We start from the raw sequence: 25,765 nt of genomic DNA on the forward strand, positions 1-25,765 counted from the left end.
ATCGGTCATGGCAGCGGGGATCTCGGGGCAACGAAAGGCAGGGCCGTGGACGGCGCGGGGTCGCGGCGGTTCGGCAGCAAGGCGCTGCACGCATGCAGCAGCAGGCACAGCGCGACGAAACCGGCATTGGTCCAGGTGAAGGCCTGCGGCGCGAACGGCGACATCACGCAGGCGTAGGCGATGCGCAGGAACACCAGCAGGTTGAACAGCGCCACGCCGCGGCCGAGCAGGCGCACGCTCCACAGCAGCGCCGCGTACAGCGCCAGCATCGCCGCCAACGCGGCGCCGGGGCCGCCGGCCAGCAGGAACGGCAGGAACTCGGTACCGACATTGATGTTCGGCGCATCCAGCGGGATGCCGGTCCCGGCGGTGGCAATGGAACCGCTCAGCGGCACCAGTTGGTTGACCAGGAAACTGGCGTTGGCGTAGCCCTTGCTGAGCAGCGCGCCGAAGTTGTACGGGCCGGCGCCGATGTACAGCAGCAGCCACTTGATGCCCTGCGGCGCGGCCCGGTACAGCGCGCCGAACGGCAGCGCCACCGACTCCAGCGAGCCAGAGCGCAGCGTGCCCAGCAGCGAGAACGCGGCGGCGCCGGCGCACAGCAGCGCCAACACCCGCTTCCAAGGCAGGGGCCGCGTCGGGTCGCGGCGCAGCAACAGCAACAGGCCGACGCTGAACACTGCCGCGAACAGGCGGTTGCGGTCGATCACCAGCACCGGGAACGCGAAGCCGGCCAGCAGCAGCGCGTTGCGCACGCTGCGCTCGCGCACGCACAGCAGGCCGATCGGCGGCAGGATCCAGCACATGTTCGACACATGCCGCACGTGCGCTTGCAGCGGGCTCAGGTCGGCGTAGGCGGAGGGGTTGTGCAGCAACGGGATCGGGAACAGCAGCAGGTCAAGCAGGCAGAACAGCCCCACCGCGGCGGCCAGGCCGAGCGCGACGAAGGCCTCGCGGGTGCCGGCGTACTCGCGCGACCGGAACGCCGTCAGCGGCGGCAGGCGGATGCCGAGCAATGCATCCAGGCCCAGCGTCGCCAGTGCCACGGCGGCCAGCAGGGCGATGCCCGCCAGGTAGCCTGGCGGCAGGTCGAAGGTGAGCAAGGTCAGCGCGCAGCTCAGCAGCAGCGGCAGGCCGAAGTACGCCGACGGCAGGCGCAGCAGCCGGTTCATGCGCGCTCGGCCAGCGCAGGCTGGCTACCCTGGCGCAGCCGCGCCAACAGCGACAGCCACGCATGCGCCAGCAGGTGCCCGCCCAGCGCCAGCGGGCTGCGCCGCAGGAACGCGATCTTCGCGGCGATGTAGTGCGCCTGCGCGTAGAGCAGAGTGCGGCAGGCCGGATCGAACAAGCGCGCGCGGCGCAACGCCACCTGCCGCGACTCGGCCAGGTTGGCCAGGCGGCTGGGCAGATGCCGGGTGCGGCTGGCGTTGTGGTCGTGCACGCGGTAGGCGCACACCGCCACGTCCAGGAAACCCAGGGCGTCGCGCGCGACCAGGCGCAGGAAGAAATCCCAGTCCTCGATGCGCAGGCCTTCGTCCCATGCCGCGCCCGGCTGCAGCGCGCTGCGCCTCACCAGCGCCACCGCCCCGCTCACCGCCCAGTGGCGGATCACCGCGCGGCGGATGCCGGCCTCGCTCAGGTACAGGCGTTTGTCCACGCCGTGCAGGTCGCGCATGCTGCTCTGGTGCACGGTGCGGCCCTGGGTATCGACCACGATGGCGTCGCCGATCACCGCGGCCTTGTGCGGATGCGCGCCCAGGTACGCCACCTGCACGCCCAATCCGCCGGGCAGCAGGTAATCGTCGCTCGCCCCCAGGCGCAGGAACTCGCCGCGGGCCATCGCCACCAGGTGGTTGAGTGTGGCGGCGATGCCGAGGTTCTCGCGTGGCCAGAAGCGCACGTGCAGTTTGTCGCCGTGCTGCGCGATCCACGCGGCGATGCACTCGGTGGTGCCGTCGCGGGAGCCGTCGTCGACGATCACCAGCTCCTTGTTCGGGTACGGATCCTCCAGCACGCTGTCCAGGCAGCGCTGCACGAAGCGCACGTGGTTGTAGGCCGGGATCAGGATCGAGACCAGCGGCAGTGTCGGCGGCATCTGCGGTGCGTCCATCAGCCCAGTCCTCGCAGGTAGCGGCGCACGACCAGTACATTGAACGCCAAGTACAGCGCGTAGTTGCAGGCGAACGCGTAGGCCGCGCCGATCAGCCCCATGCGCGCGGTGAACAGCACCACCAGGCCCAGGTAGCTGGCAGCGAACAGACATTCGGAGAGCACGAACAGCCGGGTCATCGCCTTGGCCAGCATCAGGTAGGACAGCACGAAAGACGCGATCTTGAGCACGTCGCCGAGCAACTGCGGCGCGTACAGCGGCAACGCAGCGGCGAAATCGGCGGAGAACAGCAGCCGGGTGATCCAGTCGCGGCACAGGTACACCGCCGCCGCAGCCACGATCACCGCCGGCAGCACATAGCGGTAGGCGCCGCGCAGTTCCTGCCACAGCGCTTCGCGCGTATGCAGCGCCGCCAACTTGGGCAGGTAGTAGACGTTGATGGCGGTGGTGAAGAACAGCAGGTAGGCATCGGACACGCGGCTCACCGCCTGCCAGTCACCCACCTGCGCCCAGCCGAACTGGCCTGCCAGGTGATCGCGCACGCCGATGTTGACCAGCAGCGGCAGCAGCGCCGAGGCCAGGGTCATCGCCGAGAAGGCCGCCAGCCGCCGCACCATCGCTCGGTCGAAGCGAATGCGCAGCATCTCGCGGCGGAAGTACGGGCTGCGGCGCAGCGCCGGAACGCCCGCGCAGAGCCAGGCCACCTGCCCCAGCACCAGGCCCAGCAGTGCCCCATACAGTCCCAGCCCGTGCGCCAGAACGGCCACCAGCAGCACGCTCAACACTGCGCCGGCGACCTGGATCAAGGCCAGCCGGCGCACGTCCATGAAGCCGTTGACCACGGCCAGGATGTAGTTGGCCAGGGCGATGCCGAGCTGCGCCACCGCCAGCACGCAGATCAGCGGCTGGTACTGCGCGTCGCCGAGCAGGCGCTCGGCGATCAGGCGGCTGCACAACAGCGCGGCCACGCCCATCGCGCACGCCGCGGCGCAGGCGTAGCCCAATGCGCTGCCGAGCAGCCGGGTCAGCGACTGCGCATCGTCGCGGTACTCGGCCACGTACTTGACCACGCCGGCACCGACGCCGCCGCCGGCCACGACCGCCAGCAGCGACATCAGGCTGGTGAACTGGCCAAGCCGGGCGACGCCCGCCGGGCCGGCGTACACCGCCACCAACTTGAGCACCAGCAGCGCAGCGAGCAGTTTGGCCGCGGTGGCCACGCCGCTGTACACGCCGCTGCGCAGCACGTTCATGCCGCCGCGCCGCCGAAACGCCGGCAGGCGTCGATCACCTGCGCCACCGCCGCATCGTCCAGCGTCGGGCCGATCGGCAGGCTGAGCACTTCGGCACCCAACTGCTCGCACAGCGGCAGTTGCAGCATCGCCAGCTCCGGATAGGCCGGCTGCCGATGCGGCGGCGTCGGGTAATGCACCAGGCAGTGCACGCCCTGGGCCTGCAGATGCCGCTGCAGCGCGTCGCGTTGCGCGCAGCGCACCACGAACAGGTGCCAGGCATGCGCGGCCGGGTCGGCCACCTGCGGCACGGCGATCTGCGGATGCGCAATGCCGTCGAGATAGCGCTGGGCGATCGCGCGGCGCGCGGCGATATCGGCATCCAGGTGGCGCAGCTTGACCCGCAACAGCGCCGCCTGCAGCTCGTCCAGGCGCGAGTTCACGCCCTGCACGAGATGCCGGTACTTGATGTCCGAGCCGTAGTTGCGCAGCACGCGTAGCTGCGCCACAAGTTCGTCGTCGTCGGTGGTCACGGCGCCGCCGTCGCCCAACGCGCCCAGGTTCTTGCCGGGGAAGAAGCTGAAGCCGGCGGCATCGCCGAAGCTGCCCGCATGGCGGCCGTCGCGACGCGCGCCATGCGCCTGCGCGGCGTCCTCTAGCAGCAGCAACCCATGGCGCTCGGCGATGGCACGCAGTGCGGCCATGTCGGCCAGTTGCCCGTACAGGTGCACCGCCAGGATCGCTCTGGTGCGCGGCCCGATCGCCCGCTCCACCTGCGCCGGATCCAGATTGAAGCTGGCCGCCTCCGGCTCCAGCGGCACCGGCCTCAGCCGGTTCTCGCTGATCGCCAGGAAGCTGGCGATGAAGGTGTTGCCCGGCACCAGCACCTCGTCGCCTTCGTGCAGCCGGCCCAGCGCACGGTAGCCGCGCAGGATCAGGGTCAGCGCGTCCATGCCGTTGCCCACGCCGATGGCGTGGGCCGTGCCGCAGTAGGCGGCAAACTCGCGCTCGAATGCCTCCAATTCCTCGCCGAGCACATACCAGCCCGAATCGATCACCCGTGCCGCTGCGGCCTTGAGCTCGTCGGCATAGCGCGCGTTGCTGGCGCGCAGATCCAGGAACGGCACGCTGGCCGGCGGCAGGCTCATTGCAACTCCCAACGGTAGAAATCGTGAACCACCGCGCGCGCGCCGAAGCGCTCCTTCTGCTCGACCAGGCCGGCATTGAGCACCTGGCCGTGCTGCTCGGTGGAAATGCCCAGGCTGAGGAAGTCGCGCTGCGCGTAGACCTGCTCGATCAGCTCGGCCAGCAGCAGGCTCAGCGCATCGGCACGACGGCCCTGTTCCGAACAGGCCAGGTACTGGGTGTGGACGACGTGGCCGAAGTCGTACACCAGCGTGCCGGCCAGCAGGTCGGCGCCGTCGCGGACTTCATACGGCACGATCTGCGCCGGGAAGCGCGCGCACAGCAGGCGAAGTTCGTCCAGGCTGTGGGTCGGACGCGCGTCATGGCGTTGCAGGACCTCGCCCAGCAGCGCATGCAGCGGCGCCGGGTCGTCCACGCGCTGCACGCGCAGCCCGCCGCGGCGCGCCTTGGCCACCGAGCGCTTGCGTGCGGCAGCGAAGCGCGGCGGCGCGCGCAGCGGCACCGCCGAGGACAGGTCGCGGCGGTAAAGACGCGCCCCCAGCCGATGCAGCACGTACAGGTCCTCCTCCGCCGGGCTGCGGTGGAACAGATGCGGCACGGCCTTGTACAGCAGCGAGCGCACGCCAGCGGCACGGTAGTACGCCGCGATACTTTCGAACGCCTCCAACGTCGCCGTGGCACGCAGCGCGTGGGTCGACAGCAGCCCGGCATAGCTGAGGCCGGCATGGCTGGTCACCGCGTCGCCGTCGCGATTGGCCGGAAACACCGCCACCGGCGTGCCGGCGTCCTCGACCAGCAAGGAGACATCGACGAAGCGCGCCGCGTGATAGTCCATATAGCCGCGCCGGTGCAACAGATTGCCATTGCGCGAGGCATCCACCACGGAATCCCACAGCGGCGCGTCGGCGACGGTGTAGGCCCTAACCGACAGCATCGGCATCCTCCCAGACGGTGCCGGCGGGCAGCACCGCCTCGGCCACGCCGAAGCCGTCGCGGCCCATGTCGTTGCCGTTGTAGAACAGCAGCAACCGCGCGCCATGGCGGATCAGCGCCGGGTAGCACAGCGTGCGCGCATCCCAGCCCTCGGCCGACAGCGGCAGGCCCAGCGCCGCGTCGCAGCGCTGCCAGTGGCGGCCGTCGTCGCTGACCGCCATGCCTGGCAGATAGGCGCCAGCGCGGTTGCCATGAGTGAAGAGCATCAGGTAGCGGCCATCGCATCGGTACACTCGCGGGCGGCCGATGCGGTACTCGTCGCCCTGCGGCTGCAGGCACACCGTGTCCTGCCGCGGGATCGCGTGCAGGTCGTCGGTCTCCACGCAGCGGATGTGGTAACGCGGATACGGCGTGCCGCCGATCCATTCCCAATCGTCGCCCACCGCATACCACAGCCGCCAGCGGCCATGCGCGTAGCGCGCCGAATGCACCGCGGCGATGGTGCTGCGGCCCGGCGCGCGGTCCAGCAGCGGCGTGTCCTGGCGGCGCTGGAACGACTCGCCGCCGTCGGTGGAGACGGCCAGGCCGGTGAAGGCCAGGAACTTGGCCCGCGCCACCTGCTGGAAGCCGACATAGAACATGGACAGGCCGTCCGGCCCCTGCACCACGTCGCCGAGGATCATGCCGTTGTCGTCGAAACAGCCGGGGCGGCCGAGGTCCAGCACCGGCGCGGCGCTGACACCCAGCACCCGGGTCGGATCGTCGGCGCGCACGTCGACATAGCCGATGCGGCTGACCCCGGCGTCGTCGCGGAAGCCGGCGTAGATGCGCAGGCGCTCGGCATCCAGCCGTAGCGGCGTCGGCGTCAACGCCGAATGCCGCATCCAGCCGCCGACGCCGTCGCGCGCGGTGTCGAAGACAAGACCGCGTTTGTGCCAGGCGAACATGCGCCTCACAGCTCCACGTCGAAGCTGGACTTGCCGGCCACCGCCCGCGCCGGCGCACCGACGTAGATGCGTCCGGGCTCGGTGTCGCGGGTCAGCAGCGCGCCGGCGCCGATCACGTTGTCGGCAGCCACCTTGACCCGGTCGCTGAGCGTGGCATTGACCCCGACGAAGCTGCTGGCGCCGATCTCGCAATAGCCGGAAATCACCGCATGCGAGGCCACGAACACGTGGTCGTGGATCGCGGTGCGGTGGCCGACGTGGTTGCCGCTCCACAGGATGCAGTTGGCGCCGATGCGGGTGAACGGCTGCAGCACGTTGTGCTCGAACACGAAGCAGTGCTCGCCCAGTTCCACGTTGCGCCAGACGAAGGCCTGCGAGCTGACGTAGCTGGCCATGCGGTAGCCGCGGCGCTTGGCATCCAGATAGAAACGCGTGCGCAGCCGATTCAGGCCGCTGGCCGGAATCGCCACGAACACCTCCACCTGCGACGGCGGATAGCGCTGTTCGAGTTCCTCATAGGCCACCACCGGCAGGCCGGCCAGCGTCGGCGTGGACAGGTAATCGCGCTCCACGCTGAAGGCCAGCACGGCGTAGTCGCTGTCGTGGGTGAAGTATTCGCAGGCGATCTGCGCCAGCTCGCCGGCGCCGACGATGACCAGGGGACGTGCCATCGCCTAGGCCTCCTGCCGCCGCACGCCCGCGGCTTCGCGCAGGAACTCGTCGTAGTCGAAGATGTAGTCGGTGGGGTCGTAGGCCTGGTCGGCGAGCACCATCAGCACGCAGTCCTCGCTGAAGTCGTACAGATCGCGCCAGACCATGCTGCCCAGCAGCAGGCCCTGCCGCGGATCGTCCAGCACCACCTGCACCGGCCCGCTGCCATCATCGAGCAGGAACGACACCGACCCATGCAGCGCCACCGCCAACTGGTTGAGATGGCGGTGCGCATGCTGGCCGCGGTGCACGCCGTTGCGGGTGGCGAACAGGTAGTACACGCGGCGGATGTCGAAGGGCACATCGCGCTGCTGCTCCAGCGCCACGAGCTGGCCGCGCGCGTCGCCGTGCGTCCGCAACTGGATTCGTTCGATTGCCATCAGAGTGCCCGACCGGGCTCCGCATCGGAGCGTCCAGGCTGAGTGCCGCCGGTCCACGGAAAGGTTGCGCGCGTCAGACGCGCAGCGCGACGCAACCTTTCGCCACAGCGCCGGCACCCATCGACGCAACAGCTGCAGCGATGCCCCTGGCATGGCGCGGCGCCCTACCTCGTCGCCTCCAAGGACACCGCGTACCGCCATGACCTCGCCCACGCCGGCCGTTCCGACACCACCCGCTTCCACATCCGCAGCATCGGCCGCCTTGCCACGGCCAATGGTGTGGCTGCACTGGCTGACCGTGCTGTGCCTGGTGCTGGCGGCGGGGCTGATCCTGCTGCGCGAAGAGGTCGAAGGCCGCATGTGGCGGCAGTGGCTGCTGGAAGGCCACCGCCACTTCGGCCTGTTCGTGCTCGGCCTGTTCTGCGTGCGCGTCGTGTTGCGCATGCGCCTGGGCAAGCGCGCCGACCCGGAGGCGGGCTCGGCGCTGATGCGCTTGCTGGCCGGGGCCACCCATGTGGTGATGTACGCGCTGCTGCTGACCTTGCCGGTGCTCGGCTGGGCGCTGAGCCAGTCGATGGGCAAGCCGGTGCATCTGTTCGGCGCCACCCTGCCCGAACTGGTCGCCGCCGATCCCGATCTCGCCGACCGCCTCGGCGCCTGGCACGTGGATGCTGCCTGGCTGCTGCTCGGCCTGATCCTGCTGCACATCGGCGCAGCGCTCTGGCATCACTTCGTCCGCCGCGATGGCGTGCTGCGCCGGATGTTGCCGTTCCTGCGCCGGCGCTGAGCCGCCCTTCCCTTCCTCGTTCGCGTCCGTCGCCGCACCCACCCGCCTGCCAAAGGACTTTCCGCATGCACCAGTCCCCGTCGTCCCCTTCCACCTCCTCCCGCAGCGACAGGACGCGCGGCGCCGAGCAGGCGCTGCTGTGGTCGGCGCTGGGCTCGCTGCTGCTGGTGCTGAGCCCGCGCGCGGCCGCGGTCCCGGCGTTCGCGCGGCAGACCGGCTCGTCCTGCGCCGACTGCCACATCGGCGCCTACGGCCCGGCGCTGACCCCGTACGGCATGCGCTTCAAGCTCGGCGGCTATACCGACAGCGACGGCAACGGCACCAAGATCCCGGCCTCCGCCCAGCTCACCGCCACCCGCAGCGTGCCGGCGCGCGGCGAGAGCCGCACCCGCTTCAGCGAGGCCGACCTGTACCTGGCCGGGCGCATCACCGACAACGTCGGCGGCTACGTCAAAGTCGCCAGGACCAACAACGGCAAGAACGACTACACCACGCGCCTGGACAACGTGGACCTGCGCGCGGTGGTCAAGAGTTTCCAGCTCGGCGGCAAGGACACCCTGCTCGGCGTCAGCGTCAACAACAATCCCGGCAGCCAGGACCCGATCGGCATGCTGCCCAATGCCTCCGGCCTGGGTCCGGCCTCGGCCTATGCCAGCTCGACCACCCTGCTCAACCAGTCGTCGCTGTCCAACCGGGTGATCGGCACCAGCGTCTACGGCCTGTACGACCGCAACTGGTACGGCGAAGTCGGCACCTACACCGCCCTGCCGGTGTCGACCCAGGACGATCTGGGCTACGCCATCGGCGGCGATCCCGGCAAGCTCAGCGACACCGGCTACCTGCGCCTGAGCTACATGAAGGACCTCAAGCGGCAGTTCTTCTCCGCCGGCGTGGTCGCGCTGACCACGCGCCGGCAACTGCCGCGCAACACCGGCCCGCGCGACGACTTCACCGATCTCGGCTACGACCTCAACTACCAGTTCCTGGGCACCCGCGAGCACATCCTCAAGCTCGGCTACCTCAACATCTACGAGCGCCGCCGCTACGGCAGCGCGCTGATCGATCCTGCCGACCCGAGCGTGGCCGGCCCGCGCCGGGCCAGCGTGCGCGACCAGTCGTTCAGCCTCAACTACACCTACAAGCAGAGCTACAGCCTGCTGCTGGCGCACTTCATCAACACCGGCTCGGACGATCCGTTCCGCTACCGCCCGTACGGCGCGCCGGACACCACCAGCAACCTGATCAGCGCCTCGTGGGCGCCGTTCGGCAAGGACGACAGCTACTCGTCGATCTCCAACCTGCGCCTGTCCGCGACCTGGTTCCGTTTCAGCAAGTTCAACGGCACGACGGGCAACGTGTTCGGGGCCACCCCGGTCACCCGCCCGCGCGACCTCAACCAGTTCTCGCTGGGCCTGAGCCTGGCCTTCTGATTCCCCCGCACGGAGCTTTCCCCCATGAAACGCATCACTGCCTTCCCCCTGTGTTCGCTGCTGGCCGGCCTGCTGCCGCTGGTGGCCGCGGTGGCGCCGTCCGCACATGCCGCCGGCGGCATGCCCGGCGCCGGCGTGTTCGCCAGCGAATGCGCCGAATGCCACAGCGCCGCGCCAGCCAAGAACAAGAAGGGCCCGACCCTGTTCGGCGTAGTGGGGCGCCGCGCCGGCAGCGTGCCGGACTACGCCTACTCCGACGCGATGAAGCAGAGCCAGTGGACCTGGAGCGACGACAAACTGCGCAGCTACCTGTCGCAGCCGGCGTCCAAGGCATTGCCCGGCGGCAAGATGAAGTACGACGGCCTGGACGACGCCAAGCAGTTGCAGGACCTGATCGCCTACCTGCACAGCCTGCATTGAACTGGCTGGCCGATCCGGTCATATTCGGCGCCCGACGGGCCGGCCATCGCGCCGCGCCCGTGCCCGATTCCTGACCTGCGAGCATCGAGCCACCGTGCGTTTGCCCCCTGCCGTCCGCGGCGCCTTGTCGCCGCTTCCCGTCGCACCCCGGCGCCGCAGGGCGGACCGCGCATGCTGAGCGCACGCGCGTCCGTGCGTCCAGGCGCCAGCGCGGCATTGGCAGCAGGCCTGGCACTCGCCGCCCTGCACGCACCTGCCGCGACGGCCGGCGACATCGGCGGCGCCGCCGGGATCAGCTCGCAACTGGTCGACCGCGGCATCGCCGTGACCCGCAGCACCCCGACCCTGCAAGGCGCGCTGTTCTGGCTGCCCGCGCCGGGCTGGTCGCTGAGCGGGTCGGCCAGCGTGGCGCTGGACGCGCCGGGCACGGTGCTGATGAGCAGCCTCGGCCTGTCGCGCAGCTGGACCCTGTCCGACAGCTGGCAACTGCAGGCCGAAGCGTTGCTGTACCGGTACCCCGGGTCGCGCGCCAACCGCCTGTTCAACCGCGACGAAGTCAGCCTCGGCTGGAGCTACCGCGACCGCCTGAGCCTGTCGCTGGCCGCCTTCCGCATGCCCGACAGCGGCCTGCAGCAGCGCTGGTACGGGGCGCTGGACCTGACCGCGCACCAGCCGCTGACCGGCCCGCTGTCGCTGTCGGCGGGTATCGGCGTCAGCCAGGCGCCGCCGGCCCTGTACGGACTGGAGTACGACGCGCACTATCGCTACGGCCACGCCGGGCTGATCTGGAACGCCGGGCGCTGGAGCGTGGAGGTGGACCGCGTGTTCAGCAACGCCCGTACCGGCTATGCCGACCGCGGCCTGTGGCCCTGGGTGGCCAGCGTCTCCCGCAGCTTCTGAGTCGAGCGCAACCTTTCCGTGCCGCGCCGGCACATACCGGTGCCCGTTGCCACACCTGCCCCCATGAACGACACCGACCTGCTCGGCGATGCCACCGACCGCATGCTGCTCCGGCGCATGGCGGCCAGCGACCGCGAGGCGCTCGCCCGCCTGTACCGCGCCTACCACGGCCGCCTGTGCCGGTTCCTGTCGCGGCTGACCCGGCGCCCGGACATCATCGAGGAAGCGATCAACGATTGCTTCTGGATCGTCTGGCAGAAGGCCGGCGACTTCCGCGGCGACTCGCAGGTCTCGACCTGGATCATGGGCATCGCCTACCGCTGCGGGCTCAAGGCGATCCGCCACCACAGCGACGACGCCATCGACGACGGCGCGATGGCCGAGGACCACGCCGCGGCGGCCGACCCGGACGAGGACCGCGAGCTGCGCGACTGGCTGGGCAAGGGCCTGGACCGCCTGTCGGCCGACCAGCGCCTGGTGGTGGAACTGGTCTACGGCCTCGGCCACAAGCTGGAAGAGGTCGCCGCAATCATGCAGTGCCCGGTGGGCACCATCAAAGCCCGGCTGTTCCATGCCCGGGTCAAGCTTCGCAACGTGTTGCCGGGATTGGCCGGCGATGCGTCCACGCTGACGGAGAGCGCGTGATGAAAACGGGCTTCAACGAGCCGGGCAACGAGTGCGCGCATGCCTGGGAACTGATGCCGTGGGTGCTGCAGGACAGCGCCACGGAACAAGAGAACGCGTGGCTGGTGGCGCACCTGGCCAAGTGCCGGCATTGCAGCGCCGAGTTCGCCCAGCAGAGCCGCCTGCGCATGGCCATGACCCTGCCCAGCGACGTGCCGGTGGACGCCGAGGCCGGCCTGCAGCGCCTGCTGCAGCGCCTGGACGCGCCGGTCGCGCCGGTCGCGCAGCCGCGGCCGCAGCGCAGCCGCGCCAGTTGGACCACGCGGGCGCTGGTTGCCGCCGCCCTGCTGCAGGCAGTGGGCCTGGGCGTGCTGGGCCTGCGCCTGTCCGCCGAACACGCGCGCAGCACCGCCTACCGCACGCTCAGCGATGCCGCGCAGCCGCTGGCGGCCGATGCGATCCGGGTGGTGCCGGACGCGCGCATGACCCTGGCCGACTGGGACGCGCTGCTGCGCAAGCTGCAGCTGCGGGTGATCGGCGGCCCCAACGCCGCCGGCGCCTACACCGTGGTGCCGACCCAGGCCGGGTCGGCGGCGCAGCCGCAGCGCAGCGTGCAGCAGTTGCGCGCCACCGCCGGCATCCGCCTGGCGGAGCCGATCGCCGCGCCATGAAGCTGCGTCTCGCCAGCCTGCTCCTCGCCTGCCTGGGCCTGGGCGCCTGCGCCCACGCCGCGCCGTCGGCGGTCGCCGATGCGGCACCCGCGGCTGCGGCTGCGGCCACGGCGCCGAGCCTGGATCCGTCGCCGGCGCTGGACAGCGAGCGCCAGATCGTCCTCGCCGTGGCCAACCCGATGGCCGCGCCGAGCCGCCACGCCGGCTCCAACCTGCTCGGCTACGCCGCGGCCCGCTACTACGGCGCCGGCACCCAGGCGGTGGCTACTCTGGACGCGCTGAACAAGCGCTACGGCCTGCGCCAGGTCGCCGGCTGGCCGATCAAGGCGCTGGGGCTGTACTGCGTGGTGCTGGAGCCGGCGCCGGGCAGCGACCGCGCCGCGCTGCTGGCGCAACTGGCCAAGGACGACCGCGTGGCGCTGTCGCAGCCGCTGCAGGACTTCGGCACGTACTCGGCGGACAGCCAGGCAACGGCGGCGCCGGCGCAGCCGCTGCGCTACAACGACCCCTACGTGGACATGCAGCGCGGCTTCGCCGCCACCAATGCGGCCACCGCGCAGGCGCTGAGCCAGGGCCAGGGCGTGGACGTGGCGATCGTCGACACCGGCGTGGACACCGCGCATCCGGACCTGCGCGGGCGCCTGCGCAACACCCGCGACCTGGTCGCCGCCGACCCGGGTGCGTTCAACCGCGACCACCACGGCACCGAGGTCGCCGGCATCATCGCGGCCGGCAGCAACAACCACCTGGGCATCGTCGGCATCGCGCCGAAGGCGATGCTCGACGTGTACAAGGCCTGCTGGTATCCGCAGCGCCCCGGCGCCGGCGCCGGCTGCAACTCCTTCACCCTGGCCAAGGCGCTGGCGGCAATCGGCGACACCCGCACCCGCATCATCAATCTCAGCCTCGGCGGCCCGGCCGACCCGCTGCTGCGCAAGCTGCTGGAACAGTTGCTGCGCGAAGGCCGCATCGTGGTCGCGGCGATGCCGCCCAACGGCCGCCTGGACGGATTTCCCGACGGCATCCCCGGGGTGATCGTGGTGCGCAGCAGCGCCGCCACGCCGGCGCCGGCGGGCGTGCTCAGCGCGCCGGGTGAGGACATCCTCACCACCCAACCCAACGGCGGTTACGACTTCACCTCCGGCTCGTCGATGGCCACCGCCCACGTCAGCGGCGTGGTCGCGCTGTTGCTGGCGCTGGCGCCGCAACTGGATGCGCGCCGCGTGCACGACCTGCTGCTGCGCACCAGCCGCACGCGCGACGGGCTGCTGCAGGTGGACGCCGCCGCCGCGGTGCAGGCGTTGCCGCGCAGCGCGCCCCTCGCCCGCTGAGGTCATCGCCATGCGTTCCTGGATCCCGCTCTGGTTGCACCGGCTCGGCGCACCGCCGACGGCCTATCGCGTGGCCGGCGCGGCGCGCCCGTGGAGCCTGGCCGCGGCCATGCTGCTCGGTGCCGTGGCCGCTTACGGCGGGCTGGTGCTGGCGCCGCCGGATTACCAGCAGCACGACGCCTACCGCATCATTTTCGTGCACGTGCCGTGCGCGTGGATGAGCCTGTTCGTCTACGCGACGATGGGCATGGCCGGGCTGGTCGCGCTGGTGTGGCGGATCAAGCTGGCGGAAATCGCCTGCATGGCCTCGGCGCCGATCGGCGCGGCCTTCACCTTCGTCACCCTCTGTACCGGCTCGCTGTGGGGCCGGCCGATGTGGGGCACCTGGTGGACCTGGGACGCGCGGCTGACCTCGGAGCTGGTGCTGCTGTTCCTGTACCTGGGCGTGATCGGCCTGCACCGCGCCATCGACGATCCGCGCCAGGGCGCCCGCGCCGCGGCGCTGCTGGCGCTGGTCGGGCTGATCAACCTGCCGATCGTGCATTACTCGGTGGTGTGGTGGAACACGCTGCACCAGGGCTCGACGGTGCGCGTGCTGGGCCCGTCGACGATGCCGCTGTCGATGCTGTGGCCGCTGCTGACCGGCGTGGTCGCCAGTAAGTGCTATTACATCGCCAGCCTGTGCGGGCGCCTGCGCACCGACCTACTGGCGCTGGAGCGCGGCAAGGCCTGGGTGCGTGCGATCGCCATGCAGTCCGCGCCGGTGCCGGCGTCGCCAGCGGACACCGTGCCGCTGCCTGCGGAGCACGCGGCATGAGCGGGTTCTGGGCGATGGGCGGCTACGCCGTCTATGTGTGGAGCGCCTACGCACTGGCCTTGCTCGTGCTGCTCCTGGACAGCGTGCTGCCGCGCCGCCGCCAGCGCCGCCTGCTCGCCGACATCCGTGCGCAAGTGGCGCGCGAACAGGCCCGGCGCGCCCGTGGCAACGCTACCGCTGTTGGAGTTCGCGATGCATCCCACCCGTAAGCGCCGCCTGTTGCTGGTGCTGCTGTTGCTCGGCGCCGCGGCGCTGGCCACCGGCCTGTTCGTGCTGGCCCTGCAGCACAACATCAGCTACCTGTTCACCCCCAGCCAGGTGCAGGCCGGCGCGGCCCGGGACTACCGCGTGTTCCGGCTCGGCGGCATGGTCAAGGCCGGCTCGATCACACGCAGCGCCGATGCGTTGCAGGTGCAGTTCACCGTGATCGACAAGGCCGGTGCCACCGTCGTCGCCTACACCGGCATCCTGCCCGACCTGTTCCGCGACAACCAGGCGGTGATCGCCACCGGCTCGATGCAGGGCGCGCGCTTCGTGGCCACCGAAGTGCTGGCCAAGCACGACGAGACCTACATGCCGCAGGAACTGAAGGACGCGATGGCGCAGGCGCATGCCGATCGCGCCAAGGCCGCTCGCACCGCCACGGCGGCTGCAGCCACGGCGCGGCCATGAGTCCGATCGCGTCCCGCCGCTTCGGGAGCGCCGCGCGATGAGCGCCGAACTCGGCCAGTGCGCGCTGATCCTGGCCTTGCTGCTGGCGCTGGTGCAGGGCGTGCTGCCGCTGCTCGGCGCCTGGCGCGGCCAGCGCGCCTGGATGGCGGTGGCGCGGCCGGCCGCCTACGCCCAGGCTGGCTTCGCCTGGCTGGCCTTCGGCCTGCTCGCCTACGTGTTGCTGCAGCTGGATTTCTCGGTGTGCTACGTCGCCGCCAACGCCAACCTGGCGCAACCCTGGTACTACCGGCTGGCCGCGGTGTGGGGTGCGCATGAAGGCTCGCTGCTGCTGTGGATCGCCATCCTCAACCTGTGGACGGTGGCGCTGGCACGCAGCAGCCGGCACCTGCCGGACACGTTCGCCGCGCGCGTGCTCGGCGTGCTTGGGCTGATCTCCAGCGGCTTCCTCGCCTTCGTCCTGTTCACCTCCAATCCGTTCGCGCGGTTGTCGCCGATGCCGCGCGACGGCAGCGAACTCAACCCGGTGCTGCAGGACCCGGGCATGGTGCTGCATCCGCCGGTGCTGTACACCGGCTACGTCGGTTTCTCAGTGGCCTTCGCCTTCGCCATCGCCGCCCTGCTCGGCGGCGAACAGCAGCAGGCTTGGGTACGCTGGGCGCGGCCGTGGACCAACGTCGCCTGGGGCTTCCTCAGCGCCGGCATCGTCGCCGGCAGCTGGTGGGCCTACGCCGAACTGGGCTGGGGCGGCTGGTGGTTCTGGGACCCGGTGGAGAACGCCAGCTTCATGCCGTGGCTGGTCGGCGCGGCGTTGATCCACTCCCAGGCGGTCACCGAGAAACGCGGCGCGCTCGGCGCCTGGACCTTGCTGCTGTCGATCCTGGCGTTCTCGCTGTCGTTGCTGGGCACTTTCCTGGTGCGCTCGGGCGTGCTGACCTCGGTGCACGCCTTTGCCGCCGACCCGCGTCGCGGCCTGTACATTCTCGGCTTCCTGGTGCTGGTGGTCGGCGGCTCGTTGCTGCTGTACGCCCTGCGCGCGCCGCGCCTGGCCGCGGGCAAGCCATTCGCCGCGTTGTCGCGGGAGACCGCGATCCTGGTCGGCAACCTGATGCTCAGCGTGGCCGCGGCGATGGTGCTGCTGGGCACGCTGTTCCCGCTGCTCGGCGATGCGCTGCGGTTGGGCAAGATTTCGGTCGGGCCGCCCTACTTCGGCCTGCTGTTCCCGTTGCTGATGTTGCCGGTGGTCTTGCTGTTGCCGTTCGGCCCCTACCTGCGCTGGGGACGCACCGAACCCGGCGCACTGCGCGCGGTCGCCGCCCGCGCCGGGCTGGCCGCGCTCGGCTGCGCGCTGCTGGCATGGCTGTTGAGCGCGGGCACGCTGCGTGCGGTGGCCGGCGTCGCCGCCGCGGCCTGGGTCGGCGTCGGCACCGCCCTGTATGCGCTGACCCGCTGGCGCAGCGCGCCGCGTGGCCGCCGCTTCCCCGCCGAACTGGCCGGCATGCTGCTCGCGCATGCCGGGGTCGCGGTGTTCGTGGCCGGCGTGCTGCTGTCGGAAAGCCTGTCGGTGGAACGCGACGTGCGCCTGGATCCCGGCCAGAGCGCGCAGGTCGGCGCGCACAGCTTTCGCTTCGATGGCGTGCAGTTGATCGATGGCCCCAACTGGAAGGCCGAACAAGGCACGGTGAGCGTGCTGCGCGACGGCGCCGTCGTGGCGGTGCTGCACCCGCAGAAGCGCCTGTACAGCAGCGAGCGGATCCAGACAGAGGCGGCGATCGACGCCGGCGTGACGCGCGACCTGTATGTCGCGCTCGGCGAGCCGGTCGACGACCAGCACATCGAATACGGCTGGACCCTGCGCCTGTACGACAAGCCCTTCATCCGCTGGATCTGGGCTGGCGGCCTGCTGATGATGCTCGGCGGCTTCGTCAGCGCCGGTGCGCGCCGCTTGCGAGCGCAGCCGGCTGCGACAAGCGCTACCGCGCCAGCCGCGCTCGCCGGAGCCGCGCCATGAGCCGGCTGCTGCCGCTGGCCGCGTTCGTGCTGCTGGCCGCGCTGTTCGGGTTCGGCCTGTGGTGGAGCCGCAGCCACGACCCGCGCGAGGTGCCCTCGCCACTGCTGGGCAAGCCGGTGCCGGCGTTCGCGCTTCCGCGCATGGATCGCCCGGACCTGCGCAGCGGCAGCCAGGCGCTGCGCGGCCGCCCGTATCTGCTCAACGTGTTCGGCAGCTGGTGCATGGCCTGCAGCGAGGAGCATCCGCTGCTGATGGCGCAGGCGCGGCAGTTGGGCGTGACCCTGGTCGGCTACGCCTACCGCGACGATCCGCACGACACCGCCGCCTGGCTGGCGCAGCGCGGCAATCCGTATGCGCTGGTGCTGGTGGACGCCGACGGCCAGCGCGCCATCGACCTGGGCGTGTATGGCGCCCCGGAAACCTTCCTGATCGATGCCGAGGGCGTGGTCCGCTACAAGCACGTCGGCGTGCTGACGCCGCAAGTACTGGCCGACGAAGTGCGCCCGGCAATTGCGGCGCTCGGCGGAGCGCGGCGATGAACGTCCTCGTCGCACGGACGCGCAGGCGCACGCCGTGGTGGCGGCTGCTGGTGCTGCTGTGGCTGTTAGGCGGTGCACTGCCGGCTTTCGCCCAGGCGGTCGATCCGTTGCCCTTCAAGGACCGCGCGCAGGAGCAGCGTTTCCAGCAACTGACCGCGCAATTGCGCTGCCTGGTCTGCCAGAACGAGAACCTGGCCGATTCCGACGCCACCCTGGCGCGCGACCTGCGCCACCAGGTGTTCGCACAACTGCAGGCCGGGCGCAGCGATGCGCAGATCAAGCAGTACATGGTCGATCGCTACTCCGCCTTCGTGCTGTACGACCCGCCGCTGGCGCCGGGCACCTGGCTGCTGTGGTTCGGGCCGGCGCTGTTGCTGCTGGGCGGCGCCGGCGTGATCGTGGCGACGCTGCGCCAGCGCCGTCGCGCCATCGGCGCCGCGACGGCGGAAGCGGACGAGGACGAGGAGGACGCCTGGTGATGCCCGGCTTTGTCCTGGCCGCCGCCGCAATGCTGAGCATCGCCCTGTTCGCGGTGCTGCGCCCGTTGCTCATGCACCACACCGGCGCACGCGCGGAGCGTGGTGTGGCGCTGCTGCTGGCGCTGCTCCTGCCCTTGCTCGGCGCCGGCCTCTACTGGCACATCGGCACACCGACGGCCCTGGCCGGTGTGCCGCTGCAGCCGCTGCCGCCGTCCGCCGCGGATCCGAACGTCCGAGCGCTGCAGGACGTGTTGCAGCAGGCCTGGGACGCACAACAGGCCAAGCGACCGCAGGACGCGCAGCGCGCCTACGCGCAGGCCCTGCGCCTGGACCCGGACAACGTCGAGGCATTGCTCGGTTGGGCGGAGACCGACATGGCACAACACGCGGATCTGGCCGTCGGCCGCGCCGCCGGCGCCATGCTCGACCGGGTCCTGGCGCAGCAACCGGACAACCAGCGGGCGCTGTGGATGCGCGGCATCGCCGCCTTCCAGCAGCAGCGCTACGCCGACGCGGCCGGTGACTGGCGCCACCTGTCGACCCTGCTGCCCGCCGCGTCGCCGCTGCGCGAGGCGGTGACGCAGAAGATCGACGCCGCCGAGACCAGGCTGACCGCGCCAACCGCAACGACGACCAAGCCGCGCTGAAGCCACCGCGGCGCAAAGCCCGTGCACGCCATGTCGCTCGGAGCGTGTTCGCCACGGATGTCCCCGTGCAGTCGAAGAAAAACCACGCGGCTGCGTGCAGCCACGTGGTTCGCTCGATGGGTGCCGTCCGTCGTGGAGCGGCACCAGTGCCGATCGGCGAGACCGACAGGTGCGCCGCCCGACCGCGGCGCACGCTCGGATGCGCCGCCCCGGATTACGGGCAGGTCACGATGACCGTGTTGCTCCACAAGGTACCGGTCACGTCGCTGCTGGAACTGCGCCCGTCGTTGGCGGAAATCGCCACCGGACCTGGGTAGACGCAGATCGCGCCGGTGTTGAAATCGAAGCTGCCGGCGGCGTTGGCGCTGCCCTGACCGAAGACGTTCTTGAGGTTGTTGTCGACATAGCGGAAGTACACCGCATGGTTCGGCAGGAAGCAGCTGCCGTGCACGATGAAGCCCTTGTTCGCCGCCACGGCCGAGATGGTCGGCGTGCACGCTGGCGGCGCCGTCGAGCAGGACAGCGTGCCGTCGTTGTTCACGGCCGAGAGGCATTGCGTCTGCAGGAACAGCGCATTGGTCCGGTAGCCGCCGCTCTTCTTGCGGCACATCGCGTACAGCACGCCCTTGTCGCGGAATACGTCGTCGCAGGTCTTGTTGGCCGACGCAGGCAGGCTCGAGGTGTAGATGCCGCGATTGCACTTCAGCCGGCCATGGTCGTTGCTCAGATCGCCCGAACACAGATCGGTGCGCTGGATGATGGTGTATCGCCAGCCGTTGCCGCCGCCGAACAGGCTGATGGTTCCGGTCTTGCAGTCGGCGCCGAGCTGGGTGCCGCTCATGCTCGCGTTCTTGCACGATTTCTGCCACGAACCGCCCGGCACAGGCGCGGCGTGGCCGTGGAACGACAACAACAGCAGCGAAAGGCACAGCAGCGCGGACGCGGTGCAGCGCGACAGCCAGAACAGGCGGCCAAGTGCGTGAATCAACGAGCTTTCCATGATGCGACTTCCTTGTGGTCCGGATGCGATAGAGTGAGTGCGCAAACGAGACGCCGTGGAGCGCTTGCTTGCGCGTCGGCATCGAGTCCGCAGGGTGGTTGGGCATGACCAGCGAAGCTCGATTTGTGAATCTCATCACAAAATTTATGGTTTGGCGCTCGCCAAACGCCGCGTTCGTTTGTCGGAAATTCCCTACCCGTCCGCGACGGGAGTCCGCATAAACAGACCTGCCCGCCCGACGCGCCGTCCGTGCACCGGTGGCGAATCCCGTCCGGCGGCTGTCGTCTTGAGACGTCGCGCCTTCCGACGCATTCGTCGGGGGCAACGACATGAGACCCGCGCCGACCCGAATCGGGCAGGACGAGCGATGCGTCCGATGCCCATAAAATGCGGGTTACATTTGCACCGCAAAGATAGGAATGCGTATCATTAACTAATCCGGCATCTTTCGCCGCCATCCGCTCCGCCTAGCCCTGTCGCCAAGCCGGTGCCTCTCCCGACGGGCCCCATGCATCCATTTCCGCCAGCGCCGCCGCGCCTCTCCACTCCGCCCAACGCCGCCTCGCGCGGGCTGCCGCCCTGGCTGGGCGTGCTGGCACGCACCCTGGCCGCCATCGTCGGCGGCTATGCGCTTGCGGCAGCCACCGCAGTGCTGCTGCCGCTGCTGTGGCCGTCGCTGCGTGCGCAGGCGGTGCTGAGCGGCATGATGTTGGGCATCCTGGTCTGCGCCTGCACCGCGCTGTGGGCGTTCGCCGCGCGCAGCGCCGGGCGCGCCTGGCTGGGCATCGCGGCATTGCTGGCACCGATGGCGCTGGCCATCGCCTGGCTGCAGCAGCAGCACACGCCGTGAAGCAGGGATTCCGCCAATCGATGGCCTGGCTGCACACCTGGAGCGGCCTGCTGGTGTCCTGGGTGTTGCTGCTGATCTTCATGGCCGGCACCGCCAGCTATTTCCGCAACGAGATCAGCCAGTGGATGCGTCCGGAACTGCCGCGCACGCAGCCGAGCACCGACGTGGTCGCCGCCCGTGCGGTGGCGCTGCTGCAGCGCGAGGCGCCGCAGTCGCCGCAATGGTTCGTGTCGCTGGCCAATCCGCGCGCGCCGTTCACAGATCTGTTCTGGCGTAACCCGCCGCCGGCCGACGGCACCCGCCCGGGCCGCAAGGACCTGTTCGGCAACGCCCTGCTCGACCCGGTCAGCGGCGAGGCCAGCCAGACCCGCGAGACCCGCGGCGGCGACTTCTTCTACCGCCTGCACTTCGACCTGCACTACATGCCGGCACTGTGGGCACGCTACATCGTCGGCTTCTGCGCGATGTTCATGCTGGTGGCGATCATCAGCGGCGTGATCACCCACAAGAAGATCTTCAAGGACTTCTTCACCTTCCGCCCGGCCAAGGGCCAGCGCTCGTGGCTGGACTTCCACAACGCCAGCGCGGTGCTGGCCCTGCCCTACCACGCGATGATCACCTACACCGGGTTGGTCACGCTGATGCTCATGTACCTGCCGTGGGGCATCAAGACCGCCTACCCCGACGCCGAGCAGGCGTTCTATGCCGAAGCGTTCCAGGAGCCGCAGAACCTGCGCGAGGCCAGCGGCATGCCCGGCCACATGCTGCCGATCGCGCAACTGCTGGACGTGGCGCGCCGCGAATGGGGCGCGCAGGCGCCGATCGCCGGCTTCACCGTCTACAACGCCGGCGACGCCGCCGCGGCGATCCAGATCCGCCAGGGTGACGGCCAGCGCCTGGGCTACAGCACACCGTCGCTGCTGCTGGATGCCGGGAGCGGGCAGATCCTCGGCCGCAGCGGCGCCCTCGGTGCCGCTGCCGAAACTCGCAGCACTCTGTATGGCCTGCACCTGGCGCACTTCGCCGGCCCCTGGCTGCGCTGGCTGTTCTTCGGCTGCGGCCTGCTCGGCTGCCTGATGGTAGCCAGCGGCGCGATCCTGTGGGCGGTCAAGGAGCGGCCCAAGCACGCCAAGGCCGGACGCATCGGCCTGGGCCTGCGCCTGGTCGATGCGCTCAACATCGGCACCGTGGCCGGGCTGCCGATCGCCTTCGCCGCCTATTTCTGGGGCAACCGGCTGCTGCCGCTGCATCTGGAATCGCGCCCGGAAAACGAAGCGGCGGTGTTCTTCCTGGCCTGGGCCGCGGCGCTGATCGCGGCGCAGGTGTGGCCGAAGCGTGCGATGTGGGCCTGGCAGCTGTATGCCGGCGCGGCGCTGTTCGGCTTGCTGCCGCTGCTCAACGCCCTCACCACCGAGGCGCACCTGGGGGTGAGCCTGCTGGCCGGCGACTGGGCATTGGCCGGGTTCGACCTGGTCTGCCTGTTCCTCGGCGTGGCCCTGGCGCTGGCCGCGCGCCGCATGCAGCGCTGGCAACCACCGCTGTCGGCGGCCGAACGCCGCGCCCGCGAGCGCGGCGGATCGGCCAAGCCGGCGCTGGCCACGGAGGGCGCATGACCGCGCTCGGCCTGTGCCTGGCCTTCTCCGGCTTCGTCGCGCTGTGCCTGGGCATGGAGAAGCACCAGCTCGAGCTTTACGGCGCACAGCGCGCATCCGCGCCGCGCCTGCGGCAACTGCAGGCCGCCGGCTGGCTGCTGCTGGGCGTGGCATTCGCCTGCTGCGTGGCCGCGCGCGGCTGGGGCATCGGCCCGGTGCTGTGGGTGGGCTCGCTCAGCGCCAGCGCGGCGCTGCTGACCCTGGGCCTGCTGCCGTACCGGCCACGGCTGATCGTGCCGCTGGCGCTTCTGGCACCGCCGCTGGGCGTGGGCGCCGCCCTGCTGGGCTAGGCACCCGCCTTACTCAGCGATCGGCGGTCAGCGTCGGCGGCCGCAGTTCCGCGGCGGTGCGCGCGCCGGCGAACACCAGCACCAGCCCCGCTATCACGGTGATCGCCAGGTACAGCGGCACCATGCCGAGGCGGCCGTTGCGCACGAACACCATGCTTTCCATCATCAGCGAGGAGAACGTGGTCAACCCGCCGACCAGGCCGACGATCAGCAGCGCCCGCCAGTACGGCGCGCTGGCGCCGCGGCCTTCGATCCACACCAGCAGGAAGCCGCCGACGAAGGCGCCGGCCAGGTTCACCGCCAGCGTGCCCCACGGGAAGCCGGCACCGTAGCGCTGCAGCAGCGCACTGCCGACCGCGAAGCGCAAACCGGAGCCGACCGCGCCGCCGGCCATCGCCAGCAGCAGTTGCTGCCACCACAGGGTCAGGTTCATGCGCGCCTCCGCGAGACGAACGCCGGAGCGGCAGCAGAAAAACGAGAAGGAACGGGCATCGGATTCTCCACAAGGACGATGCCGGGGCGCGGACCTGCCACCCCGGCGGGGGTTGGGCAGGCATCATCAGCGCGCAGTGCTGCGGGCGGTTCGAGGAGGAATGCCATCTCCTGTGCGCCGATTATGAAGCCGATCGCCCGGCCTTGTCAGCCCGCGCCTGTTCGCGCGCGGCGCGCAGGCGGTCGAGCTTGTCCTTGAGCTTGATCTCCAGGCCGCGTTCCACCGGCCGGTAGTAGACCCGCTCGCCCATCGCATCGGGAAAGCCGGTCTGGTCCAGGGCGATGCCGCCCTCGGCGTCGTGGTCGTACTGGTAGTCGGCGCCGTAGCCCAGGGTCTTCATCAGCTTGGTCGGCGCGTTGCGCAGGTGCAGCGGCACCTCCTGGGTGCCGGTCTCGCGCACTTCGGCCTTGGCCTGGTTGAACGCGGCATAGCCGGCGTTGGACTTGGCGGTGCTGGCCAGGTACAGCACCAGTTGCGCGAAGGCCAGTTCGCCTTCGGGACTGCCCAGGCGCTCGTAGATGTCCCAGGCCTCCAGCGCCATCGACTGCGCGCGCGGATCGGCCAGGCCGATGTCCTCGATCGCCATGCGGGTCAGCCGCCGCGCCAGGTAGGCCGGGTCGCAGCCGCCATCGAGCATGCGCGTGAGCCAGTACAGCGCCGCGTCGGGATTGGAACTGCGTACCGACTTGTGCAGCGCCGAAATCTGGTCGTAGAACTGCTCGCCGCCCTTGTCGAAGCGGCGGGTGCGGTCGGCCAGCACCTGCTGCAGGGTCTGCGCGGTGATCTCGCCGCCCTCGTCCTGGGCCAGTTCGGCGGCGATTTCCAGCAGGGTCAGCGCGCGCCGCACGTCGCCATCGGCGGCGCCGGCGATCTCCAGCAGCGCCGCATCGGACACCCGCAACGGCTCGGCGCCGAGCCCGCGTTCGGGATCGTGCAGCGCCCGCTGCAGCGCCTCGGCGATGTCCTGCGGCGACACCGCCTCCAGCACGTGCACGCGGCAGCGCGACAGCAGCGCCGAATTCAGCTCGAACGAGGGATTCTCGGTGGTCGCGCCGACGAACAGAATGGTGCCGCGTTCGATATGTGGCAGGAACGCGTCCTGCTGCGCCTTGTTGAAGCGGTGCACCTCATCGACGAACAGCACGGTGCGGCGGCCATCGGCGAAACGCTGCGCGGCCTCGGCCAGCACCCCCCGCACCTCCGGCAGGCCGGACAGCACCGCCGAGATCGCCTTGAACTCGGCCTCGGCGTACTGCGCCAGCAGCAGCGCCAGGGTGGTCTTGCCGCAGCCCGGCGGCCCCCACAGGATCATCGAGTGCACCCGGCCGGACGCGACCGCACGGCGCAGCGCACTGGTCGGCGCCAGCAGGCGCTTCTGCCCGACCATCTCGTCGAGCGTGCGCGGGCGCATGCGCTCGGCCAGCGGGCGCATGGCCTCGCGGTCGACGCTCAACAGGTCGGGGGTATCGGAAGCGAAGGGTCTGCGTTTGGCCATCTGCCCATTCTATCGCCGCGGCCCGTGGACGCCGTGCCGCAGGCCTGCGCGGCGCCGACGCCAGCGCTAGAATCGCGGCGCCTCCCTGCCCGGCCGACCCCACCATGAGCCACCACGACACCCTGGACGCGTTCACCCATCAGCACGACTTCCTCGGCACCCGCCACGAGCGCAATGCGCGCCGCACCTGGTCGGTGGTGGCGCTGACCGCCGCGATGATGTTCGTGGAGATCGTCGCAGGCTGGTGGACCGGCTCGATGGCGCTGCTGGCCGATGGCCTGCACATGGCCACCCATGCCGGCGCGCTGTCGCTGGCCGGCTTCGCCTACTGGTTCGCGCGCCGGCACCGGCACAACCCGCGCTTCACCTTCGGCACCGGCAAGGTCGGCGACCTGGCGGGCTTTTCCAGCGCGCTGATCCTGGCGCTGATCGCCCTGGGCATCGGTGTGGAGTCGGCACTGCGCCTGGCGCAGCCCGTCCATATCGCCTACGACGAGGCCCTGTGGATCGCGGCGCTGGGCCTGCTGGTGAACCTGCTCAGCGCCTGGATGCTGGGCGCCGACCACCACCACGATCATGGGCACGGGCACGGCCATCATCACGACCACGATCACGGCCATACCCACGCCGCGCACCGGCATGACGAGCATGCGCATCACGATGGGCATGACCACGATCACGACCATCACCACCCGCACGATCACCACGGGCATGCGCACGCCCATGCCGCGCCGGCGCACGGCCACGACCGCCACGCGCACGCCGACCACAACCTGCGCTCGGCCTACATGCATGTGCTGGCCGACGCGCTGACCTCGGTGATGGCGATCGTCGCCCTGTTGCTGGCCAAGTACCTGGGCTGGACCTGGACCGATGCGTTGATGGGCATCGTCGGCGCCATCGTCATCGCACGCTGGTCGCTGGCGCTGCTGCGCGACACCGGTGCGGTGCTGCTCGACGCCTCGGCGCCGGCGGCGCTGCAGGCGCAGATCCGCGACCGCCTGGAGCAGGACGACGAGCGCATCGCCGATCTGCACGTGTGGCGGGTCGGCCCCGGCCAGCACGCGGCGATCGTGTCGCTGGTGACGCACAAGCCGCGGCCGGCGGCGTTCTACCACGCGCGACTGCAGGGCGTGGCCACGCTGGGCCACGTCAGCATCGAAGTGCAGACCTGCCCGGACTGACCGGGCAAACCGCCGCG

29 protein-coding genes and 1 riboswitch are annotated in these 25,765 nt (G+C 70.5%); of the genes, 18 read left to right on the plus strand and 11 right to left on the minus strand.

Features of this window, described 5'->3' with window-relative positions:
- Window positions 1–5: 5 nt before the first annotated feature.
- Genes AC1PK7_RS10820 through AC1PK7_RS10855 form a run of 8 tightly spaced genes read right to left on the minus strand, consistent with a single transcriptional unit; the run spans window position 6 to window position 7,459 of the window.
- Window positions 6–1,172, minus strand: coding sequence for a hypothetical protein (locus tag AC1PK7_RS10820; RefSeq protein ID WP_481100788.1), 1,167 nt, complete (start codon window positions 1,170–1,172; stop codon window positions 6–8).
- The gene (locus AC1PK7_RS10825; protein ID WP_481100789.1) at window positions 1,169–2,110 is read right to left on the minus strand and encodes a glycosyltransferase; all 942 of its coding nucleotides are present in this window, start codon (window positions 2,108–2,110) and stop codon (window positions 1,169–1,171) included. Before AC1PK7_RS10825 ends, AC1PK7_RS10820 begins: the two co-directional genes overlap by 4 nt.
- On the minus strand, window positions 2,110–3,363 hold the full coding sequence (locus AC1PK7_RS10830) for an O-antigen translocase (RefSeq protein WP_481100790.1): 1,254 nt from the start codon (window positions 3,361–3,363) through the stop codon (window positions 2,110–2,112). The genes AC1PK7_RS10825 and AC1PK7_RS10830 overlap by 1 nt, the downstream gene beginning before the upstream one ends.
- Entirely contained in the window at window positions 3,360–4,490 is a 1,131-nt protein-coding gene (locus AC1PK7_RS10835; RefSeq protein ID WP_481100791.1) for a DegT/DnrJ/EryC1/StrS family aminotransferase, read from the minus strand. Before AC1PK7_RS10835 ends, AC1PK7_RS10830 begins: the two co-directional genes overlap by 4 nt.
- Window positions 4,487–5,422, minus strand: a complete 936-nt coding sequence (locus AC1PK7_RS10840; RefSeq protein ID WP_481100792.1) for a GNAT family N-acetyltransferase — start codon at window positions 5,420–5,422, stop codon at window positions 4,487–4,489. Before AC1PK7_RS10840 ends, AC1PK7_RS10835 begins: the two co-directional genes overlap by 4 nt.
- Entirely contained in the window at window positions 5,409–6,368 is a 960-nt protein-coding gene (locus AC1PK7_RS10845; protein ID WP_481100793.1) for a hypothetical protein, read from the minus strand. Before AC1PK7_RS10845 ends, AC1PK7_RS10840 begins: the two co-directional genes overlap by 14 nt.
- Before the next feature lie 5 nt (window positions 6,369–6,373).
- Window positions 6,374–7,039: an acetyltransferase gene (locus AC1PK7_RS10850; RefSeq protein WP_481100794.1), complete on the minus strand. Its 666-nt coding sequence runs from the start codon at window positions 7,037–7,039 to the stop codon at window positions 6,374–6,376.
- A 3-nt stretch (window positions 7,040–7,042) separates the two neighbouring features.
- Window positions 7,043–7,459 (minus strand): sugar 3,4-ketoisomerase, encoded by a 417-nt coding sequence (locus AC1PK7_RS10855; protein WP_209248598.1) that lies wholly within the window; start codon window positions 7,457–7,459, stop codon window positions 7,043–7,045.
- Window positions 7,460–7,733: 274 nt separating this feature from the next.
- Here AC1PK7_RS10855 and AC1PK7_RS10860 point away from each other — a divergent pair, with 274 nt between their 5' ends.
- From AC1PK7_RS10860 to AC1PK7_RS10925, 14 genes are all read left to right on the plus strand, one after another.
- Window positions 7,734–8,246, plus strand: coding sequence for a cytochrome b (locus AC1PK7_RS10860; protein ID WP_481100883.1), 513 nt, complete (start codon window positions 7,734–7,736; stop codon window positions 8,244–8,246).
- 65 nt (window positions 8,247–8,311) lie between these two features.
- Window positions 8,312–9,676, plus strand: coding sequence for a cytochrome C (locus AC1PK7_RS10865; protein ID WP_481100795.1), 1,365 nt, complete (start codon window positions 8,312–8,314; stop codon window positions 9,674–9,676).
- A gap of 24 nt (window positions 9,677–9,700) precedes the next feature.
- Window positions 9,701–10,096: a c-type cytochrome gene (locus AC1PK7_RS10870; protein ID WP_481100796.1), complete on the plus strand. Its 396-nt coding sequence runs from the start codon at window positions 9,701–9,703 to the stop codon at window positions 10,094–10,096.
- 216 nt (window positions 10,097–10,312) lie between these two features.
- Window positions 10,313–10,996, plus strand: coding sequence for a hypothetical protein (locus AC1PK7_RS10875; protein ID WP_481100797.1), 684 nt, complete (start codon window positions 10,313–10,315; stop codon window positions 10,994–10,996).
- Between the two features lie 63 nt (window positions 10,997–11,059).
- Window positions 11,060–11,641: an RNA polymerase sigma factor gene (locus tag AC1PK7_RS10880; RefSeq protein WP_209231565.1), complete on the plus strand. Its 582-nt coding sequence runs from the start codon at window positions 11,060–11,062 to the stop codon at window positions 11,639–11,641.
- Complete coding sequence (locus AC1PK7_RS10885; RefSeq protein WP_481100798.1) at window positions 11,641–12,291, plus strand: zf-HC2 domain-containing protein; 651 nt, start codon at window positions 11,641–11,643, stop codon at window positions 12,289–12,291. Before AC1PK7_RS10880 ends, AC1PK7_RS10885 begins: the two co-directional genes overlap by 1 nt.
- Window positions 12,288–13,622 (plus strand): S8 family serine peptidase, encoded by a 1,335-nt coding sequence (locus AC1PK7_RS10890; protein ID WP_481100799.1) that lies wholly within the window; start codon window positions 12,288–12,290, stop codon window positions 13,620–13,622. The genes AC1PK7_RS10885 and AC1PK7_RS10890 overlap by 4 nt, the downstream gene beginning before the upstream one ends.
- A 10-nt stretch (window positions 13,623–13,632) precedes the next feature.
- On the plus strand, window positions 13,633–14,439 hold the full coding sequence (locus AC1PK7_RS10895) for a heme ABC transporter permease (RefSeq protein WP_481100800.1): 807 nt from the start codon (window positions 13,633–13,635) through the stop codon (window positions 14,437–14,439).
- On the plus strand, window positions 14,436–14,648 hold the full coding sequence (gene ccmD / locus AC1PK7_RS10900) for a heme exporter protein CcmD (protein ID WP_420009857.1): 213 nt from the start codon (window positions 14,436–14,438) through the stop codon (window positions 14,646–14,648). Before AC1PK7_RS10895 ends, ccmD begins: the two co-directional genes overlap by 4 nt.
- Window positions 14,632–15,111 carry a cytochrome c maturation protein CcmE gene (gene ccmE / locus AC1PK7_RS10905; protein ID WP_420009858.1) on the plus strand — a complete coding sequence of 160 codons (480 nt, stop codon included), beginning with the start codon at window positions 14,632–14,634 and terminating at the stop codon, window positions 15,109–15,111. Before ccmD ends, ccmE begins: the two co-directional genes overlap by 17 nt.
- Before the next feature lie 37 nt (window positions 15,112–15,148).
- Window positions 15,149–17,119 (plus strand): heme lyase CcmF/NrfE family subunit, encoded by a 1,971-nt coding sequence (locus AC1PK7_RS10910; protein WP_481100801.1) that lies wholly within the window; start codon window positions 15,149–15,151, stop codon window positions 17,117–17,119.
- The gene (locus tag AC1PK7_RS10915; protein ID WP_481100802.1) at window positions 17,116–17,658 is read left to right on the plus strand and encodes a DsbE family thiol:disulfide interchange protein; all 543 of its coding nucleotides are present in this window, start codon (window positions 17,116–17,118) and stop codon (window positions 17,656–17,658) included. The genes AC1PK7_RS10910 and AC1PK7_RS10915 overlap by 4 nt, the downstream gene beginning before the upstream one ends.
- A complete protein-coding gene (locus tag AC1PK7_RS10920) occupies window positions 17,655–18,137 on the plus strand; it encodes a cytochrome c-type biogenesis protein (protein ID WP_481100803.1) in 483 nt (160 codons plus the stop codon). The genes AC1PK7_RS10915 and AC1PK7_RS10920 overlap by 4 nt, the downstream gene beginning before the upstream one ends.
- The gene (locus AC1PK7_RS10925) at window positions 18,137–18,784 is read left to right on the plus strand and encodes a tetratricopeptide repeat protein (protein ID WP_481100804.1); all 648 of its coding nucleotides are present in this window, start codon (window positions 18,137–18,139) and stop codon (window positions 18,782–18,784) included. The genes AC1PK7_RS10920 and AC1PK7_RS10925 overlap by 1 nt, the downstream gene beginning before the upstream one ends.
- A gap of 214 nt (window positions 18,785–18,998) precedes the next feature.
- Here the strand turns inward: AC1PK7_RS10925 and AC1PK7_RS10930 are convergent, their stop codons facing one another.
- Window positions 18,999–19,784 carry a hypothetical protein gene (locus AC1PK7_RS10930; protein ID WP_481100805.1) on the minus strand — a complete coding sequence of 262 codons (786 nt, stop codon included), beginning with the start codon at window positions 19,782–19,784 and terminating at the stop codon, window positions 18,999–19,001.
- Window positions 19,785–20,292: 508 nt separating this feature from the next.
- Between AC1PK7_RS10930 and AC1PK7_RS10935 the strand changes: the two genes are divergently transcribed.
- From AC1PK7_RS10935 to AC1PK7_RS10945, 3 genes are read left to right on the plus strand one after another with little or no spacing between them, the layout of a single operon-like run.
- Complete coding sequence (locus tag AC1PK7_RS10935) at window positions 20,293–20,634, plus strand: DUF3649 domain-containing protein (RefSeq protein ID WP_481100806.1); 342 nt, start codon at window positions 20,293–20,295, stop codon at window positions 20,632–20,634.
- The gene (locus AC1PK7_RS10940) at window positions 20,631–22,247 is read left to right on the plus strand and encodes a PepSY-associated TM helix domain-containing protein (RefSeq protein ID WP_481100807.1); all 1,617 of its coding nucleotides are present in this window, start codon (window positions 20,631–20,633) and stop codon (window positions 22,245–22,247) included. The genes AC1PK7_RS10935 and AC1PK7_RS10940 overlap by 4 nt, the downstream gene beginning before the upstream one ends.
- Window positions 22,244–22,576 carry a DUF3325 domain-containing protein gene (locus AC1PK7_RS10945; RefSeq protein WP_481100808.1) on the plus strand — a complete coding sequence of 111 codons (333 nt, stop codon included), beginning with the start codon at window positions 22,244–22,246 and terminating at the stop codon, window positions 22,574–22,576. The genes AC1PK7_RS10940 and AC1PK7_RS10945 overlap by 4 nt, the downstream gene beginning before the upstream one ends.
- 13 nt (window positions 22,577–22,589) lie before the next feature.
- On the opposite strand, the gene crcB is transcribed toward AC1PK7_RS10945, so the two are convergent.
- Together crcB and AC1PK7_RS10955 are read right to left on the minus strand one after the other, a co-directional pair.
- Window positions 22,590–23,009, minus strand: coding sequence for a fluoride efflux transporter CrcB (gene crcB, locus AC1PK7_RS10950; RefSeq protein ID WP_420009865.1), 420 nt, complete (start codon window positions 23,007–23,009; stop codon window positions 22,590–22,592).
- Between the two features lie 110 nt (window positions 23,010–23,119).
- Window positions 23,120–23,189: riboswitch (Fluoride riboswitch) on the minus strand.
- A 1-nt stretch (window position 23,190) separates the two neighbouring features.
- Window positions 23,191–24,564: a replication-associated recombination protein A gene (locus AC1PK7_RS10955; protein WP_481100809.1), complete on the minus strand. Its 1,374-nt coding sequence runs from the start codon at window positions 24,562–24,564 to the stop codon at window positions 23,191–23,193.
- 104 nt (window positions 24,565–24,668) lie between these two features.
- On the opposite strand from AC1PK7_RS10955, the gene dmeF reads away from it, so the two are divergent.
- On the plus strand, window positions 24,669–25,748 hold the full coding sequence (gene dmeF, locus AC1PK7_RS10960) for a CDF family Co(II)/Ni(II) efflux transporter DmeF (RefSeq protein WP_481100810.1): 1,080 nt from the start codon (window positions 24,669–24,671) through the stop codon (window positions 25,746–25,748).
- The last annotated feature ends 17 nt before the right edge of the window (window positions 25,749–25,765 follow it).

This window comes from Xanthomonas sp. NCPPB 3174, from assembly GCF_056725205.1.

What these genes read in the sequence shown, in the direction of transcription:
- AC1PK7_RS10925 (WP_481100804.1), top strand. Translation starts at nt 18,137, where the DNA reads ATGCCCGGCTTTGTCCTGGCCGCCGCCGCAATGCTGAGCATCGCCCTG.
- AC1PK7_RS10855 (WP_209248598.1), bottom strand. Translation starts at nt 7,459, where the DNA reads ATGGCAATCGAACGAATCCAGTTGCGGACGCACGGCGACGCGCGCGGC.
- AC1PK7_RS10825 (WP_481100789.1), bottom strand. Translation starts at nt 2,110, where the DNA reads ATGGACGCACCGCAGATGCCGCCGACACTGCCGCTGGTCTCGATCCTG.
- AC1PK7_RS10845 (WP_481100793.1), bottom strand. Translation starts at nt 6,368, where the DNA reads ATGTTCGCCTGGCACAAACGCGGTCTTGTCTTCGACACCGCGCGCGAC.
- AC1PK7_RS10885 (WP_481100798.1), top strand. Translation starts at nt 11,641, where the DNA reads ATGAAAACGGGCTTCAACGAGCCGGGCAACGAGTGCGCGCATGCCTGG.
- AC1PK7_RS10920 (WP_481100803.1), top strand. Translation starts at nt 17,655, where the DNA reads ATGAACGTCCTCGTCGCACGGACGCGCAGGCGCACGCCGTGGTGGCGG.
- AC1PK7_RS10890 (WP_481100799.1), top strand. Translation starts at nt 12,288, where the DNA reads ATGAAGCTGCGTCTCGCCAGCCTGCTCCTCGCCTGCCTGGGCCTGGGC.
- AC1PK7_RS10870 (WP_481100796.1), top strand. Translation starts at nt 9,701, where the DNA reads ATGAAACGCATCACTGCCTTCCCCCTGTGTTCGCTGCTGGCCGGCCTG.
- AC1PK7_RS10955 (WP_481100809.1), bottom strand. Translation starts at nt 24,564, where the DNA reads ATGGCCAAACGCAGACCCTTCGCTTCCGATACCCCCGACCTGTTGAGC.
- ccmD (WP_420009857.1), top strand. Translation starts at nt 14,436, where the DNA reads ATGAGCGGGTTCTGGGCGATGGGCGGCTACGCCGTCTATGTGTGGAGC.
- AC1PK7_RS10945 (WP_481100808.1), top strand. Translation starts at nt 22,244, where the DNA reads ATGACCGCGCTCGGCCTGTGCCTGGCCTTCTCCGGCTTCGTCGCGCTG.
- AC1PK7_RS10860 (WP_481100883.1), top strand. Translation starts at nt 7,734, where the DNA reads ATGGTGTGGCTGCACTGGCTGACCGTGCTGTGCCTGGTGCTGGCGGCG.
- AC1PK7_RS10835 (WP_481100791.1), bottom strand. Translation starts at nt 4,490, where the DNA reads ATGAGCCTGCCGCCGGCCAGCGTGCCGTTCCTGGATCTGCGCGCCAGC.
- AC1PK7_RS10935 (WP_481100806.1), top strand. Translation starts at nt 20,293, where the DNA reads ATGCATCCATTTCCGCCAGCGCCGCCGCGCCTCTCCACTCCGCCCAAC.
- AC1PK7_RS10840 (WP_481100792.1), bottom strand. Translation starts at nt 5,422, where the DNA reads ATGCTGTCGGTTAGGGCCTACACCGTCGCCGACGCGCCGCTGTGGGAT.
- AC1PK7_RS10850 (WP_481100794.1), bottom strand. Translation starts at nt 7,039, where the DNA reads ATGGCACGTCCCCTGGTCATCGTCGGCGCCGGCGAGCTGGCGCAGATC.
- dmeF (WP_481100810.1), top strand. Translation starts at nt 24,669, where the DNA reads ATGAGCCACCACGACACCCTGGACGCGTTCACCCATCAGCACGACTTC.
- AC1PK7_RS10880 (WP_209231565.1), top strand. Translation starts at nt 11,060, where the DNA reads ATGAACGACACCGACCTGCTCGGCGATGCCACCGACCGCATGCTGCTC.
- AC1PK7_RS10930 (WP_481100805.1), bottom strand. Translation starts at nt 19,784, where the DNA reads ATGGAAAGCTCGTTGATTCACGCACTTGGCCGCCTGTTCTGGCTGTCG.
- crcB (WP_420009865.1), bottom strand. Translation starts at nt 23,009, where the DNA reads ATGAACCTGACCCTGTGGTGGCAGCAACTGCTGCTGGCGATGGCCGGC.
- AC1PK7_RS10910 (WP_481100801.1), top strand. Translation starts at nt 15,149, where the DNA reads ATGAGCGCCGAACTCGGCCAGTGCGCGCTGATCCTGGCCTTGCTGCTG.
- ccmE (WP_420009858.1), top strand. Translation starts at nt 14,632, where the DNA reads ATGCATCCCACCCGTAAGCGCCGCCTGTTGCTGGTGCTGCTGTTGCTC.
- AC1PK7_RS10915 (WP_481100802.1), top strand. Translation starts at nt 17,116, where the DNA reads ATGAGCCGGCTGCTGCCGCTGGCCGCGTTCGTGCTGCTGGCCGCGCTG.
- AC1PK7_RS10830 (WP_481100790.1), bottom strand. Translation starts at nt 3,363, where the DNA reads ATGAACGTGCTGCGCAGCGGCGTGTACAGCGGCGTGGCCACCGCGGCC.
- AC1PK7_RS10895 (WP_481100800.1), top strand. Translation starts at nt 13,633, where the DNA reads ATGCGTTCCTGGATCCCGCTCTGGTTGCACCGGCTCGGCGCACCGCCG.
- AC1PK7_RS10820 (WP_481100788.1), bottom strand. Translation starts at nt 1,172, where the DNA reads ATGAACCGGCTGCTGCGCCTGCCGTCGGCGTACTTCGGCCTGCCGCTG.
- AC1PK7_RS10865 (WP_481100795.1), top strand. Translation starts at nt 8,312, where the DNA reads ATGCACCAGTCCCCGTCGTCCCCTTCCACCTCCTCCCGCAGCGACAGG.